Below are 14,225 nucleotides of genomic sequence, written 5' to 3'. Positions count from 1 at the left end.
ACAAACTGCAATCTCCTGACCATTTCCGGCAAGGTAGACTGAAATAACACCATAAACCGAATAAAAACGCAGGGTTAACACAACAGTGGCGCCATCGACCAAAAAAAGCGGTAAAACCTATTCCACAGTTCGTTTCGGCTGGATTTGCGCCGGCATGCTGGTCTGTTTTTTTCTGTTGGCGTTCAGGGTCGGCTATCTGCAGCTGCTGGAGCACCAGCAGTTGGCGGAGCAAGCTGACCAGCGCTCTATCCGCACCCAGGTGGTGCCGACCAACCGCGCCATGATCACCGATCGCAACGATGAGGCGCTGGCGGTCAGCGTATCGTCCAAAGACATCGTGCTGGATCCGAAACACATTCTCGATACCCAGACCGACACCGGCAACGAGCGCTGGCAGAGCATGGCCAACGTGCTGAAGATCCCGCTGGCGGACGTGCAGCATCTGATCCAGAGCAACGCGCACAAGCGTTTCGTCTATCTGGCGCGCAAGGTGGAGGACGACAACGCCGCCTACATCAGCAAACTGCATCTGACCGGCGTCAGCACCGAGCAGGATTTCAGCCGATTTTATCCGATGGGCCAGGATGCCGCCGGGCTGATCGGCATCGTCGGCCAGGACAATCAGGGGCTGGAGGGCATCGAGCTGGGCTTCAACCCGCTGTTGCAGGGCAAAAACGGCCTGCGGGTCTATCAGAAGGACGGCAGCGGCGCGGTGATCGGCGTGCTAAAAAGCGTGGATCCGGTGCCGCCGCCGAACGTGACGCTCAGCATCGACAAATTTATCCAGTATGTGCTCTATGCGCAGATCCGCGACGGCGTGGTGGCCAACCAGGCCGACTCCGGCTGTGCGGTGCTGGTCAAGATCGACACCGGCGAAATCCTCGGCATGGCCAGCTACCCGTCGTTCAACCCGAACAACTATGGCAGCACCCCAGCGAAAGACATACGCAACGTGTGCAGCAGCGACAGCTTCGAGCCGGGCTCGACGGTGAAACCGGTGGTGGTGATGGTGGGGCTGGAGCATAAGCTGATCCGGCCGGATACGGTGCTGGACACCACGCCGTATCGGGTGAACGGTCACCTGATCAAAGACGTCGGCCACTGGTCGAAGTTGACCATCACCGGCGTGCTGCAAAAATCGAGCGACATCGCGGTATCGCACATTGCGCTGGCGCTGCCGGCCACGGTGCTGCCTGCGGTCTATCGCAGCTTTGGCCTGGGGCGGCCGACCGAGCTTGGCATCGGCAACGAGAGCAGCGGCTATCTGCCGCAGCATCGTGAACGCTGGGCCGATATCGAGCGCGCTACCTTCTCCTTCGGCTATGGGCTGCGCGTGACGCCGCTGCAGATGGCGCGCGAGTACGCCGCTATCGGTTCCTTCGGCATTTATCGGCCGCTGTCGATCACCAAGGTGACGCCGCCGGTGATGGGGCAACGTATTCTGCCGGCGGATACGGTACGATCCGTGGTGCATATGATGGAGAGTGACGCCTTGCCGGGCGGCAGCGGGGTGAGCGCCGCGGTGCCGGGCTACCGGCTGGCGATCAAAACCGGTACCGCCGAGAAAATGGGCCCGAGCGGCAAATACGACGGCGGCTACATCAACTACACCGCCGGCGTGGCGCCGGCCAGCGATCCGCAGGTGGCGCTGGTGGTGATGGTCAACAACCCGAAAGCCGGCAAGCACTTCGGCGGTTCGGTGGCCGGGCCGGTGTTCGGCAAGATCATGGCCCAGGTGCTGGAGCACATGAATATTCTGCCGGACGCCCAGCCGCTTAACGTGGTGTCGTCGGTCAAGGGGTAATGATTTAAGCGGGAAATATTGGGCCAGAGAATCTCTGACCCAATATTTAATGCAACGAGTCTGACTTACGCGTTATTTCCCTTGGGTTGCCCACCATTTCGCTACGCAAGCATTGGGTGCCTGAATAGTTTTACCTTCTTTGGTGATATAAGGTACCGGTGAGTAAATTCTTGAGCAGTTGCCTGCCGGGCGTTCGGTAGCATTAACGGTGAGAGGGAGGCTAACGGTGGTGGCTAAAATCGCTGTGAGCAGCATCAGATTTGATAACTTCATCATTCTTCCTTAATTAATGAAAATAGAGTTACATGCTTGCCGTTACACGACGAGCGCTAATGAGAGTATTAATTTGTTGGTATAACGTCTACGGCAGATTTCATTATGGATGCGCCCTGATTCATTGATTAATATTTATATTGAATATTTATATCAACATCTAAAAACAACATTTATTTTCCCGAACGCAATTGCTGTCTTTCATTGAAATAAATGTTCCAACAAGCGGTTAGCTGGGCTCAAGGTAATGCTTCAGCGCCTGCAGATCGGCGTTCACCAGCCCGGCGTCGCGGGCGAACAGCGCATCGTCCATGTCCGGCTGGCGGAACAGGGTGAAGATCACCTCGGTGCCGCGCCGGTTGGCGAGCGCGCGCAGCGGCACGTAGACCACGCCGCCGTCCGGCAGCGTCACCCAATGATCCAGCACGCCGAAGGCATTTGGCGCGCTGAAGCGAATGTGGATCCGCCCCTGCGGGGTGTCCGCCACCCAGTCTTCATCTTCCCGCCGCAAGCTGTTGGCTAACCCTTTGGCCCACAAGGGGAAGTTTTTCGGCTGGCTGAGAAAGGCATACACCTCGTCACAAGGGCGGTTGATGGTAACATGCAGCGTTTGTGCGCTCAGCATCGTGGTTTCTCCGGTTGGCGGCGATACTTCAGTGTAGATCCCGCCGCGCTTAGAAGTAGTAACCGATGTTCACGTTGGTGCGAAAATACCATTTATTGCTGCCGGGGGACTGGGTGCCGGTCCAACCGGTGGCATTTTCTACGCCGCCCCACGGGTTGGCGTTCTGTGCCCAGGTCAGATCCACCCACAGCATCACCGGCATGGCGAACACTTGTACCCCCAGCGTGTTCATTTTAGAGTCGGAGCCGCCGTGCCTGTCCTTCCAGAGCACGCTGTAATCGTTGTAGAACCGCAGCTTTTTCACCGGCCCCCAGGGCACGTCGACGTCGCGCGCCAGGTTGATGGCGGCGGTGGTGGCCTGCGACGGGATCAGATAGGCCGGCGTCAGGCCGTTGCCCCCCATCAGGATCACCGAATTGTTGGCCCCGGCCGGGCCTTTGGCGTCGTAACCGTAGCGGATCACCTGGCCGGACAGATGCCAGGGATCGTAATTCACCAGCGTATGTAAGCCTGCCGCCCAGAAGCTGCCGTTATCGCCGGTCGCCTGGTTGTAGAGCCGCGAGGCCGCCAGCGAACCGCCGAGCTCATTGTTCCAGCCGCCCTGATGGAAAGCGCGCGTCAGCCGCAGGTTTACCTGATCGCGTTTTTCGTTGCGCTGCAGGTGCTGTGACGCGTAGTTGGTGTTTTTCAGATCGTCGTAACTGGCGACGTCGGGGGCGTAACGCACGCCGGTCGGCATCATGCGCGGGTAGTAGGCGGCGTCGAAGGCCCAATCGTCATGCTGGTATTGGTATTTGGCGCCCAGCCCGGTGTTGACGCCAAAGCCGAGGTAAAACGGAATGCCGTACGACCAGCCGAACTGCGGGTAGGGCATCAGGCCGAACGGTTTGAACGGCGCGCCGAGTTGCACGGCGGAATGCTCAGACAGGTGGTAGCCGACATAGGCGCGGTCGATGGCGTATTTGCGCCGATCCTGAAACCAGAATCCGCTATCGAAAAACGCGTCGTTTACCTGGCCGGCAGCATCGATGCGAAAGGCGTCAAAGCGTAAATGCGGAGGATTCCGATAATTGCTGCTGTGCCAGTCTTCATAGCGATAATTGGCGCGCAGTGCGCCACCGATATCAATATTCTTTTTATTATCCTCGCTTTGCCAATGAATATGCGGAAATGCCGGGCGGCTTTTTTCTACCGGTGCCGCGGTGGCGGCAACGTCGTTGGGTATTGCGGCGACGGTTGCATAACTCACTGGTGAAACAAGGAAAAAACAAAGCGTAATCTTGCGCATGCCAGGCCCCTGAAGAAAGTAGACTGTTTATTAAGGCGAGCGAGTTTCACCTGTGGACAGGGTGCTTACGCTCATCAGTTTTATATTTGAGACGATTTTATCGAGTGTTTCATATATTAAATTTAGCGCCGGTTAATATATGAAACTTTGTTTCTTTTTTAATGGGAAAACTATAAATCCGGTATTAAACAAGTCAAGAAATAAAAATGAGAGTTGACGGGCAATACCGATTATTCGGTTGTCTTGGTCGGCGGGGGCGGCACACAGCAGGCTGAAATATTAGTGTCATCAATGCCCGTTAGACTCGCGGCATCCTGGTATTACTGACTAAAAATCATGAACATAAAACTGACACTGGGCCGCAGGGTAAAATCTGCGGCGGCGCTGCCGCGCGCGTTTGGCTTCGGCAAGAGCATGGGCTTATTAAGCGGCGTAATTTGCGTTATCGCGCTATTTTCTCTGCTGCAACTGTTTTCCACCGTATTTATTTCTAATATTCTGCGCGACGCCAAGGCTAACCTGGTGGCGGGCGATGGCTTGCATCGCCAGCAGGCGACGATGGATCGCGCCAGACTGTCGCTGCTGACGGCCAGCGACAGTCTGAACCGTGCGGGCATTTACTACCTGCAGGACAAAGCCACCGGCTCCGACGGCAGTTGGCACAGCCTGCTGGATGAGTCGTTGGCGGCGCTGCAGGCCTCAGAGCAGGCCTTCGCCCAGTTCGAGCGCCTGAGCGCGGAGGCGCCCGAGGCGGCGGGCGCCCTGAAAGACAGCTACCGTCTGTTCTATGACGGCCTGAAAGAGCAGGCGCAAGGGTTGCAGGGCAGCAGCATCGATGCGTTTTTCGCCGTGCCGATCCAGGCGTTTCAGGCGGATTTTAACGAGAAGTACCTCGCTTATCAGGCGCTGAACGAACGGCGTGGCGATGATGTCAACGTGCGGCAATTGGCGGCGCTGGAGCAAGCCAGGACCTTTGCGCTCGGCGCGCTGGCCGCGCTGGCGCTGATCGCCGTGGGGGTGTGGGTCGGCGTCTCTCGCTGGGTGATCGCACCGCTGCGGCGGGCAATCGCGCACCTCAACGTGCTGGCCGCCGGCGATCTTTCGCGGCCGCTGCCGCCTGAGCGGGCATTCAACCGCGAGATGCACCAGCTGCAGACCAGCATTGGCCACATGCAGGGCGGCCTGCAGCGCCTGGTCAGCGAGGTGCGCGATGCGGCGAGCGGGATCCTGAACGGCGTCGGGCGGCTGGCGGACGGCAATCGACAGTTGACGGCGCAGTCGGCGAAGCAGAACGGTGAATTGCAGTTGGCGACCGAGCACGTGCAGCAGCTGGCGGCGCGGGTGGAAGAGAACGGTCAATACGCGCAGCAGGCCAGCCAACGAACCGAACAGGCCCGGCAGTGCGCCGGCGCCGGTGAGCAGATGATGGAAACCGTCAATGTTTCGATGCAAGGGATCGTCAACCAATCGGCCGAAATGCGCGGCATCGTCGCGCTGATCGACAGCGTGGCGTTCCAGACCAATATTCTGGCGCTGAATGCGGCAATCGAGGCGGCGCACGCCGGCGTTCATGGCCGCGGCTTTGCCATCGTGGCCAAAGAGGTGGGGCTGCTGGCGCAAAAAAGCAGCCATTCGACGCGCGATATTCAGCAGTTGATCAACCGTTCGCTGCAGCAAATCGATCAAGGTTCGCAGGCGGTGGATCTACTGACGGGCAACCTGCGCCAGATTATCGATCTGGTGAACAAATGCAGTGCGCTGATGGGGGACATTTCCCTGGCATCGCTCAATCAGGGGGAGAGCATTCAGGACGTGACGGCGCGCATCTCGGCGCTGAATCAGGTGGCGCGCCAAACCGGCACGGTGGTGAACGCGGTGACCGAGGCCTCGCAGCTGTTGCAGGGCGAGTCGGAACGGTTGGAAAAAGCGATGGCGCGTTTCAGGCTGCCGGCGCAATAAATACTTCCGATGCAGGTTAATGAATAATAAAGCTGCGCTTAACGTTATTTATTATTTTCGCGTCCTGAGAAAGTTCAGCGGTTAAATAAAAGCGCAGGCCGACGCTTATGGATTAAAAAAACATCGGCCTGCAGAGATTATTTTTGACGGGATGATTAACGGCTGGTCTGGTGGCCGATAATGCCGCCAAGCGCTGCGCCGCCAAGGGTGCCCAGCGTGCTGCCGTCGGTCAGTACCGCGCCGCCGACGGCGCCCACGCCCGCGCCGATCGCCGTGTTGCGATCGCGATTGGACATATGCCCACATGCGGTAACGGAAAGCGTTGCCATCACCACCACCAACACACCTGCGGCACGTTTAATATTCATAATGAGTTCCTGGTAAATTGACTGATTAATGGATTAAAAATAATCCGATTAACCCGCCGGTAGAAGTTGGGATGAATGTATTCCTCCGTAAGAAAATCGAACAGGTAAAAATTCTTAATTTTGCGGCGGTGAAAAGCGATTGCTCGCCGAATGTGCGGCCGCCGGTAAAATCGTGGGTCTATACTGGAAAGACGCCTCGCGGGGTGCGGGGCGCACACTCTGGAGGCCGCCATGTCCGATCTCGTTTCCGCATCCGGCAAACCGGTGAAAATCCCCGGCCCGGACCACCCAATCACCTTGACCCGCCATCCGGCGCGGGTTGTCGTGCGTGCAGCCGGTCAGACCCTGGCCGACAGCCGCAACGTGCTCATCCTGCAGGAAGCCACCTATCCGCCGGTGTTTTACTTTCCGCGTGAGGATGTGAATCGGGCGCTGTTGCAGAAAAACGAGCACGTCAGCTACTGCCCTTATAAGGGCGACTGCAGTTATTTCTCCCTTGTGCTTAACGGCGAGCAGGAGGCCAATGTGGCCTGGAGTTATGAAATGCCCTACAACGCCGTGGTGGCAATCAAGGATCATCTGGCATTTTATCCCGATAAAGTGACGGAGATCCGCACCGAAGAATGAGCCGCCGCCGCCATCGGGCGGGGGCAGGTTGACATTCTCATTGTCCCTACTCATTATGTGTATTACCGGAAATTGATACGCTTTCCTTATGTTTTAATCCGACATAAACGAAACTCTGAGCAGGTGCCAAGGTGTCTACCTCTACGCGATTTGCCGTTGCCATCCATATTCTGACCAATATCACGCTGTGTCGCGGCCAGACGGTGCGTTCCGAAGATATCGCGCGCAGCGTCAACACCAACCCGACGGTGGTGCGGCGCATCCTCGGCGCGCTGGCGGAGGCCGGGCTGACCTATTCACAGATGGGGCAAGGCGGCGGGGCGCTGCTGGCGCGGCCGGCGGAAGCGATCTCGCTGCTGGACGTGTATCGCGCGGTAGAGGATCAACCGTATTTCATGCTACACCGTACCCGGCCTAACGATGCGTGCTATATCGGCCACGCGATTACCCCGGTGCTGGAGCAAGAGTTCGCGCGCGTCGGTCACGCGCTGGAAGCCAGCCTGGCGCAAACCAGCATCGCCGAAATGGCCGGGCAGGTCGAGCGGCGCGCAGGCTATCCTTTTGTCCCTTGTTCACCGCAATATCAAGCGGATACGCAATAAAAACCCACGCCAATTCCCGCTACGCGCAGAGCATTTTTTGCATTGCTTTAATGTAATTGTGTAAGTTACATTAGCTCGCATCAAGTGTGATGTAGCTCACGTTTTAGACTGCCTCCCCACGATACTCAACCGATTGGCCGGAAACCTTTTCTTCCGGCGCAGATTCGCTGTGCTTATAAACCAGGAGAGAACGATGTTAGAAATGATTGAAAGCTTGGCCACCGTGGTGGTCCTGGTGCCGGTAATGGTGGCCGTCTTGCTCGGCGCGATTTACGGCCTGGGTGAAGTGTTCAACGTCTTTTCCGCTATTGGCCGCAAAAACGGCTGATGGCACGCCAGGGGGCGGTTCTCGTCCTCCGGCTCCCCCGCATTTTCCTTCTCCAACATTGCTCCATCGCATAAATATTTCGCTAATCCCGAAAAAGTTGGGCGCTCAGCGTATCGATAAACACCCTGAGTTTCGGCGTCAGGTGTTTGCTGGAAGGCCACAGGACTTTAAAGCTGCCGCGGTGGTGACTGTGCTCGCGCAATATCTGCAGCAATCGCCCCTGTTCCCGTGCGCGCTTCACGGCAAAATCCGGCAAACAGGCTATGCCCTGGCCGCTTTCCGCCAGGTAAATCAGGGTATCGACGGTGTTGCAGACCAGCCGGGTGTTGATCCCCTCGGCGAGCAGCTTTTCCCATCCGGCGATCGGCCAGGGTTCCACTTTGCCGGTCGAGGGAAATTTGTACAGCAGGCAGGCATGGCCTTGCAGTTCCGCCGGTTGATGCGGGATCCCCATCTGGCGCAAATAATCCGGCGAGGCCACCAGCTGCAGTTGAAACGTGCCCAGCTGGCGGCTCATCAGCCGTGAGTCCTCGGTCTCGCCGACGCGAACTACGGCATCAAAGCCTTCTTCGATGACATCGACCCGGCGGTCGGAAAAATCGGTTTCCAACTCAATCTCCGGGTAACGCCGGACGAACTCCGCCAGCACCGGATTCAACAGGCCGCTCACCAACGGCAAACTGACGCGCAGCTTGCCGCGCGGCGCGCTGTGCGTATCGCTGATTTCCCGTTCCGCCGCCGCTAATTCCCCGAGAATACGCTGGCAGCGGAGCAGAAACAGCCGGCCTTCGGCGGTCAACGTCATGCTGCGCGTGCTGCGGTGGAACAGGCGTGCACCCAGCCGATTTTCCAGGCGGGCGATGCTTTTCCCCACCGCGGAGGCAGAAATGCCGAGCACGCGGCCGGCCTCAACGAAACTCAGCGTCTCCGCGGCCTGCACAAAGACGCTCACCCCAGACAGATTATCCATTGCTTGCCTCATTGCGGACGAAATTGTCCGCTATGAAAGGAAATCTAGCCTGTTTTTCCGTTAATCGCCACGCTCTATGCTCGGTGGCTACAGCATGGGCTGACTACCTGGAGCAATAAAGATGAGTGAATACGGATCCTCCGCCAACGCGATCGACGGCGCGATAGAGAAAGCCTTGCGCGAAAAACGATTGGTTGGCGCGGTCGTTTTGGTGGCGCAGGGCGGTGAGATCGTTTATCGACGTGCGGCGGGCATGGCAGATCGCGAAGCGGGCAAACCGATGGCGTGCAATACGCTGTTCAGGTTAGCTTCGGTGTCCAAACCGATCGTGTCCACGGCGGCGCTGGCGCTGATGGCGCGAGGAGACATGCGGTTGGACGATCCCGTTACCCGCTGGCTGCCGGATTTTCGTCCGCGGCTGGCGGACGGCACCGTCCCGTTGTTGACGCTGCGCCATTTGATGACCCACACCGCCGGGTTAAGCTACCGTTTTTTTCAGCCGGAAGGCGGATGCTACGCCCGATTGGGCGTCTCCGACGGGATGGATGAGGCGGCGCTCAGCCTGCCGGAAAATGTGCGGCGCATTGCCTCCGCGCCGTTGCTGGCACCGCCCGGCGCGGAGTGGCGTTATTCCATCGCCACCGATGTGTTGGGCGCGGTTATTGAACGGGCGAGCGGCCTGCCGCTGGCGCAGGCGGTCAAAAAATGGGTGACCGGGCCGCTGGCGATGACGGATACCGATTTCCTGGCGGTGGACGCCGCGCGCCTGGCGGCCGCTTACGCTGATCATCCCGGCGAGCCGCGCCGCCTGCGCCAGCCGGATCGTTTACCGTTCATCGACGGCAGCGCCGGTTTTCATCTGTCGCCGGCGCGTGCGCTGGATCCGCAGGCGTACGCCTCCGGCGGCGCCGGCATGGTCGGTTCGGCGGCGGATTTCCTGCGCCTGCTGGAAACGTTGCGCCAGGGGGGCGGGCAGGTGCTGCCGGCTGATTGGGTGACGGCGCTGACCACCAACCAAATCGGCGATCTGCCGATGCCGTTTTGGCCAGGGCGCGGCTTCGGCCTGGGCATCACCGTGCTGAAAGATCCCGTCGCTGCGCAAACGCCGGAGTCTGTGGGCAGCTGGCGGATGGGCGGCACCTATGGCCACTCGTGGTTCGTCGATCCTGCCCGGCAGCTCAGCGTGGTGGCATTTACCAACACGGCGCTGGAAGGAATGTCCGGCACCTTTGTCGGCGAGATTTGTCAGGCGGTTTATGCCGCCACGGGAGTGCCGTCATGGGCCTGATGCCACCGATTTTCTTCATCGCGCTGGGGCTGTTCGGCGTTTACTGCATCGAGTTCGGCGTGGTGGGTATTTTACCGCAGATCATCGCGCGCTATGGCATCTCCACGGCGCAGGCCGGCTGGCTGGTCGGGGTCTTCGCCCTGACCATTGCGCTGTTCGGGCCGCTGTTGGTGCTGCTGGCGTCGCGGTTCAATCGCAAACGCATGTTGTTGATCGCGTTGGCCGTATTTGCGGCAGCCAGCGCACTGGCCGCTCAGGCGGACAGCTTTGCCATGCTGATGCTGCTGCGTATTTTGCCGGCGTTGTTTCATCCGATCTACTTTTCACTGGCCATGGTGGCGGCCGCGGCGCTTTATCCGCCGCATCTGGCCACCAAAGCAACCGCTTATGCGTTTATCGGCACCAGCATGGGGATGGTATTGGGCATACCGCTGACGCAATGGATCGCCGGGCAGTTCAGCTATGAGGCATCGTTCCGGTTTTGCGCGCTGGTCAACCTGCTGGCGGCGTTGGGATTGCTGTGGCGCTTGCCTGATGCGGCCGTGCAGCGTCTCAGCTACGGCAAGCAGTTGGCAATCCTGCGCAGCGGCACGCTGTGGTTGAATATCACTACCTGCGTGCTGATCTTTGCCGCCATGTTTGCCGTCTACGCTTACGCGGCCGAGTACCTCAGCCGTGAAGCCGGTATTGGCGACGCCGCCATCGGCTGGCTTCTGGTGGCGTTCGGTGTGGGCGGCGTCGCGGGCAACCTGTTGGCCGGCAAGGGGTTGAGCCGCCACCGCGCAGTGACGGTGCTGCTGCATCCGATAGCCTTGATGGCGGCTTATGCGCTGCTGTATCGCTACGGCAGCGCGAATATCGGCGCGATGACGGTACTTTGTCTGTATTGGGGAGCGGCGCACACCAGCGGTTTGATCGTGACGCAGGTCTGGCTGACCGCCGAAGCGCCGCAGGCGCCGGCGTTCGCCACCGGGCTGTATATCGCCTTTATCAACCTGGGCGTGGCGGTGGGGTCGCTGGTGGGCGGTTGGTTTATCGCTGCCTGGGGGCTACAGGGCAGCCTGCTGTGTGGGGCCATGTTTGCCGCACTGGCGGCGATCGCGATCGCCGCCAGGCTGTGGCTGCAACGGCAGGCTACGGTTGCGTTGCGTCAATCATCGCCATCACCTGCCGAAACATCGCGCTTTCCGCATCGGCCAGCTCGTTGACCAACGTAAAGTGATTGCAGTGGCGATCGGCCAGCAGCTGGACGTCGAGGCCGCGCGCCAGGCAGGCGTCATAATAGGCCTGCGTCTGGTTTTTAAACCCTTGGGTTTCCCGCTGGCCGACGTCGAGCAATATCTGCGGCGCATGTTCCTTCGCCGGCAGTAAAAACAGCGGGCTGAGGCTTTGCGCCTGCTCGGGCGTCAGGTGCAGCCAGTCGTTGATGTAGATATCGCACAGCGGGCGCAGATCGTAGAGGCCACTCAGCGCCAACGCGCCTTTGATCGCGTTGGGCGGCAGGCGATAGCGTGGTTGCCAGCCGTCGGCGATCAGCATGCCGCACAGGTGGCCGCCGGCCGAACTGCCGCTGACGAAAATACGTGCCGGATCGATGCCGAAAGGCGCCCCGTGATGATAAAGCCAGGCGACGGCGCTGCGCACCTCGTGCACGATCTCCGCCAGCGTCGCTTCCGGCGCCAGCGTGTATTCCAGCGTGGCGACCGCCACGCCGCGGCGGGCAAACGCGGCGGCCATCGAACAGGCTTCCTCTTTGCGCTGCGAATGCCAGTAGCCGCCATGAATAAAGATCAGCAGCGGGGCGGGCTGCGTGCAGGCCGGGAACAGATCGAGGCGCTCTGCGGCGCTCATGCCGTAGCGCAGATCGTAAATGCCGGGTGTCTGCGCCCTGGCGCGCTGGGCCAGCGCGGCGTATTCCGCCATGCAGGCGTCAAAATCTTCCACCGAAGCGCGGGCGTTGTATTGCACGGCGCGCACGCTCAGGTCTTCAAACGTCAGATCGATGCTCATCACTTCTCCGGATTGTTATGCGTTATGCCTTCATCATCGTCCCGCAGGTGAAAAGATGTTTGATCTCCGGTGCGCATCATTGCGGCTTCTCTGATGCTGTTTTCTGCTGTATATTGCTGTTTTATGCTTTTATTGCGGAACAAACCCATGCACAAAGCGGCACGACAGCGCCATTTATTGGATTTGCTCAGCGAACGCGGGCAGGCGGCGGTGGCGGAATTGGCCGGCGCCATCGGCGTTTCGGTCGATACCGTGCGCCGCGATCTGGCCGATCTCGAGCGGCAAGGGTTGGCGCAGAAACATCACGGCGGGGCGATCGCGCTCGAACCGTCCGACATGCCGCGCCAGGCGCGTGCGGCGCTGTTGCCGCAGGTCAAGCAGCGGCTCGGTCGCGCGGTGGCCGCGCAGATCCCACCCGGCAGCACCCTGATGCTGGATGCGGGCAGTACGCTGCTGGCGGTGGCGCAGGCGCTGCGTGGGCCGGCCACGGTGATCACCGCTTCACTGGATATCGCACAGTGCCTGAGCGACAGGCCGGAGATCAACCTGATTCTGCTTGGCGGCCAATGGGATGCGCGCCAGCGGCTGTTCGCCGGCGGCGCCACCCTGGCGTTGCTGGCACGCTACCGCGCGGACATCGCCTTGCTGGGCGCCTGCGCGGTACATGCGCAGCTGGGGCTGAGCGCCGGCGAGGAGGCCGATGCCGAAGTCAAACGTGCCATGCTGGCCAACAGCGGCGAGCGCTGGCTGGTGGCCGACCATATGAAGCTGGATCGCTGCGAACCGCATCACGTTGCGGATCTGGCGCAGATCCAACGGCTGTTTACCGATCGCCCGTGGGACAACCTGGACGAACAATCACTGATTGAACTTTGTGTCGTCGCCGACGACCGCTAGAGGAGAACACTGATGAACGATACCGCACGACCGTTGCAGGTGGCCCTGATTGGCTACGGCTTTGTCGGCAAGGCGTTTCACGCGCCGCTGATTAACGCGGTGCCGGGGATGGAACTGAGCGTGGTGGCTTCGCGCGATGCCGCCAAGGTGCATGCCGATCTGCCCCACGCGCAGGTGATCGCCGACCCGCTGGAGGCTATCCACCGGCCGGAGGTGGATTTGGTGGTGATTGCTTCGCCGAACGATACCCATGCGCCGCTGGCGCTGGCCGCGCTGGAAGCGGGCAAGCACGTGGTGGTGGATAAGCCCTTTACGCTGGATTTGGCGCAGGCGCGTACGCTGATTGCGGCGGCGGAAAAACACGACCGCCTGCTGTCGGTGTTCCAGAACCGCCGCTGGGACAGCGACTACCTGGGCGTGAAGCAGGTGATCGAACAGGGGCTGATCGGCAAGGTGACGCACTTTGAGTCGCACATCGATCGCTACCGCCCTGAAGTGCGGGTGCGCTGGCGTGAACAGAATCTGCCGGGCAGCGGGCTGTGGTTCGATCTGGGGCCGCACATGGTCGATCAGGCGCTGCAGCTGTTCGGTTTGCCGCAAAGCGTGCAGGCCAACATCGCCACGCTGCGCCCCAATGCGCAGATTAACGACTGGGCCCACGTGGTGCTCAACTACCCGACGCAACGCGTGATCCTGCACGGCAGCATGCTGGTGGCGGGGGGCGTAGCGCGCTTTACCGTGCACGGCGAGAAAGGCAGCGTAGTCAAAGCGCGCGCCGATGGGCAGGAGAGCCAGCTGCTGGCCGGCGTGACGCCGGGCTCGGCGGAGTGGGGCAAAGACGACGACGCGATGAGCCTGTTTATCGGCACGGAGCCGGTGCGCACGCTGCCGACGCCGGATGGCGACCAGCGTCAGTATTATGTCCAGGTACGCGACGCGCTGCGCGGCGCCGGCGCCAACCCGGTTACCGCTGCGCAGGCGCTGGCGGTGATGGCGGTGCTGGAGGCGGCCACCCTGGCGGCGGAAACCGGCGTCACCCAAACCCTGCCGCTCACCGAGGCGGAGATCGCCGCCTGGTAACGGCTCGCGTCAGATAAGGCGTCAGACGCATGGATACAGTGCATGTCGTGCGTCTTCCGCCATCCCAACCCCTGGCATAGGCTAACCCTCAGTCTATGTCAGGAGT

The 14,225-nt window shown here is 60.3% G+C and carries 15 protein-coding genes; 9 read left to right on the top strand and 6 right to left on the bottom strand.

The window, feature by feature from the left end; translation table 11 throughout:
* The first annotated feature begins 85 nt into the window (after positions 1–85).
* Positions 86–1,804 carry a penicillin-binding transpeptidase domain-containing protein gene (locus tag EKL15_RS16905; protein WP_203090007.1) on the top strand — a complete coding sequence of 573 codons (1,719 nt, stop codon included), beginning with the start codon at positions 86–88 and terminating at the stop codon, positions 1,802–1,804.
* A gap of 72 nt (positions 1,805–1,876) precedes the next feature.
* Here EKL15_RS16905 and EKL15_RS16900 read toward each other — a convergent pair whose 3' ends face one another.
* The 3 genes from EKL15_RS16900 to EKL15_RS16890 form a co-directional block, all read right to left on the bottom strand.
* The gene (locus tag EKL15_RS16900) at positions 1,877–2,080 is read right to left on the bottom strand and encodes a hypothetical protein (protein ID WP_227818400.1); all 204 of its coding nucleotides are present in this window, start codon (positions 2,078–2,080) and stop codon (positions 1,877–1,879) included.
* A 226-nt stretch (positions 2,081–2,306) separates the two neighbouring features.
* A complete protein-coding gene (locus tag EKL15_RS16895) occupies positions 2,307–2,702 on the bottom strand; it encodes an SRPBCC family protein (protein ID WP_203090005.1) in 396 nt (131 codons plus the stop codon).
* A gap of 49 nt (positions 2,703–2,751) precedes the next feature.
* On the bottom strand, positions 2,752–3,990 hold the full coding sequence (locus EKL15_RS16890) for a hypothetical protein (protein WP_203090003.1): 1,239 nt from the start codon (positions 3,988–3,990) through the stop codon (positions 2,752–2,754).
* A gap of 414 nt (positions 3,991–4,404) precedes the next feature.
* Between EKL15_RS16890 and EKL15_RS16885 the strand changes: the two genes are divergently transcribed.
* Positions 4,405–5,949 carry a methyl-accepting chemotaxis protein gene (locus EKL15_RS16885; RefSeq protein WP_172906254.1) on the top strand — a complete coding sequence of 515 codons (1,545 nt, stop codon included), beginning with the start codon at positions 4,405–4,407 and terminating at the stop codon, positions 5,947–5,949.
* A 155-nt stretch (positions 5,950–6,104) separates the two neighbouring features.
* On the opposite strand, the gene osmB is transcribed toward EKL15_RS16885, so the two are convergent.
* A complete protein-coding gene (osmB, locus tag EKL15_RS16880; RefSeq protein ID WP_004940700.1) occupies positions 6,105–6,317 on the bottom strand; it encodes an osmotically-inducible lipoprotein OsmB in 213 nt (70 codons plus the stop codon).
* Positions 6,318–6,548: 231 nt separating this feature from the next.
* Here osmB and EKL15_RS16875 point away from each other — a divergent pair, with 231 nt between their 5' ends.
* The 3 genes from EKL15_RS16875 to EKL15_RS16865 all read left to right on the top strand — a co-directional run bounded on the left by EKL15_RS16875 (position 6,549) and on the right by EKL15_RS16865 (position 7,874).
* Positions 6,549–6,944, top strand: a complete 396-nt coding sequence (locus EKL15_RS16875) for a DUF427 domain-containing protein (protein ID WP_060425745.1) — start codon at positions 6,549–6,551, stop codon at positions 6,942–6,944.
* A gap of 131 nt (positions 6,945–7,075) precedes the next feature.
* Positions 7,076–7,546, top strand: a complete 471-nt coding sequence (locus EKL15_RS16870) for an Rrf2 family transcriptional regulator (protein ID WP_048321542.1) — start codon at positions 7,076–7,078, stop codon at positions 7,544–7,546.
* Positions 7,547–7,739: 193 nt separating this feature from the next.
* Entirely contained in the window at positions 7,740–7,874 is a 135-nt protein-coding gene (locus EKL15_RS16865; RefSeq protein WP_033643027.1) for an AcrZ family multidrug efflux pump-associated protein, read from the top strand.
* An 82-nt stretch (positions 7,875–7,956) separates the two neighbouring features.
* On the opposite strand, the gene EKL15_RS16860 is transcribed toward EKL15_RS16865, so the two are convergent.
* On the bottom strand, positions 7,957–8,844 hold the full coding sequence (locus EKL15_RS16860) for a LysR family transcriptional regulator (RefSeq protein WP_203090001.1): 888 nt from the start codon (positions 8,842–8,844) through the stop codon (positions 7,957–7,959).
* A 121-nt stretch (positions 8,845–8,965) separates the two neighbouring features.
* Here EKL15_RS16860 and EKL15_RS16855 point away from each other — a divergent pair, with 121 nt between their 5' ends.
* The gene (locus EKL15_RS16855; protein ID WP_048321544.1) at positions 8,966–10,132 is read left to right on the top strand and encodes a serine hydrolase; all 1,167 of its coding nucleotides are present in this window, start codon (positions 8,966–8,968) and stop codon (positions 10,130–10,132) included.
* The gene (locus EKL15_RS16850; RefSeq protein WP_159318012.1) at positions 10,123–11,340 is read left to right on the top strand and encodes an MFS transporter; all 1,218 of its coding nucleotides are present in this window, start codon (positions 10,123–10,125) and stop codon (positions 11,338–11,340) included. Before EKL15_RS16855 ends, EKL15_RS16850 begins: the two co-directional genes overlap by 10 nt.
* On the opposite strand, the gene EKL15_RS16845 is transcribed toward EKL15_RS16850, so the two are convergent.
* The gene (locus EKL15_RS16845) at positions 11,267–12,142 is read right to left on the bottom strand and encodes an alpha/beta hydrolase (RefSeq protein WP_084827820.1); all 876 of its coding nucleotides are present in this window, start codon (positions 12,140–12,142) and stop codon (positions 11,267–11,269) included. The genes EKL15_RS16850 and EKL15_RS16845 overlap by 74 nt on opposite strands.
* 147 nt (positions 12,143–12,289) lie before the next feature.
* Here EKL15_RS16845 and EKL15_RS16840 point away from each other — a divergent pair, with 147 nt between their 5' ends.
* Complete coding sequence (locus tag EKL15_RS16840) at positions 12,290–13,039, top strand: DeoR/GlpR family DNA-binding transcription regulator (RefSeq protein WP_048321547.1); 750 nt, start codon at positions 12,290–12,292, stop codon at positions 13,037–13,039.
* A 12-nt stretch (positions 13,040–13,051) separates the two neighbouring features.
* Entirely contained in the window at positions 13,052–14,119 is a 1,068-nt protein-coding gene (locus EKL15_RS16835) for an oxidoreductase (RefSeq protein ID WP_203090000.1), read from the top strand.
* Positions 14,120–14,225: the final 106 nt, after the last annotated feature.

The organism is Serratia sp. 4542 (assembly GCF_016805595.1).
Lineage (GTDB): Bacteria > Pseudomonadota > Gammaproteobacteria > Enterobacterales > Enterobacteriaceae > Serratia > Serratia nevei.
This window is presented reverse-complemented; position numbering and strand designations above follow the sequence as displayed.

Excerpts from the sequence above, each read along its gene's own strand:
- EKL15_RS16900 (WP_227818400.1), bottom strand. The coding sequence starts at position 2,080 with ATGATGAAGTTATCAAATCTGATGCTGCTCACAGCGATTTTAGCCACC.
- osmB (WP_004940700.1), bottom strand. The coding sequence starts at position 6,317 with ATGAATATTAAACGTGCCGCAGGTGTGTTGGTGGTGGTGATGGCAACG.
- EKL15_RS16895 (WP_203090005.1), bottom strand. The coding sequence starts at position 2,702 with ATGCTGAGCGCACAAACGCTGCATGTTACCATCAACCGCCCTTGTGAC.
- EKL15_RS16875 (WP_060425745.1), top strand. The coding sequence starts at position 6,549 with ATGTCCGATCTCGTTTCCGCATCCGGCAAACCGGTGAAAATCCCCGGC.
- EKL15_RS16850 (WP_159318012.1), top strand. The coding sequence starts at position 10,123 with ATGGGCCTGATGCCACCGATTTTCTTCATCGCGCTGGGGCTGTTCGGC.
- EKL15_RS16835 (WP_203090000.1), top strand. The coding sequence starts at position 13,052 with ATGAACGATACCGCACGACCGTTGCAGGTGGCCCTGATTGGCTACGGC.
- EKL15_RS16855 (WP_048321544.1), top strand. The coding sequence starts at position 8,966 with ATGAGTGAATACGGATCCTCCGCCAACGCGATCGACGGCGCGATAGAG.
- EKL15_RS16865 (WP_033643027.1), top strand. The coding sequence starts at position 7,740 with ATGTTAGAAATGATTGAAAGCTTGGCCACCGTGGTGGTCCTGGTGCCG.
- EKL15_RS16860 (WP_203090001.1), bottom strand. The coding sequence starts at position 8,844 with ATGGATAATCTGTCTGGGGTGAGCGTCTTTGTGCAGGCCGCGGAGACG.
- EKL15_RS16845 (WP_084827820.1), bottom strand. The coding sequence starts at position 12,142 with ATGAGCATCGATCTGACGTTTGAAGACCTGAGCGTGCGCGCCGTGCAA.
- EKL15_RS16890 (WP_203090003.1), bottom strand. The coding sequence starts at position 3,990 with ATGCGCAAGATTACGCTTTGTTTTTTCCTTGTTTCACCAGTGAGTTAT.
- EKL15_RS16840 (WP_048321547.1), top strand. The coding sequence starts at position 12,290 with ATGCACAAAGCGGCACGACAGCGCCATTTATTGGATTTGCTCAGCGAA.
- EKL15_RS16885 (WP_172906254.1), top strand. The coding sequence starts at position 4,405 with ATGGGCTTATTAAGCGGCGTAATTTGCGTTATCGCGCTATTTTCTCTG.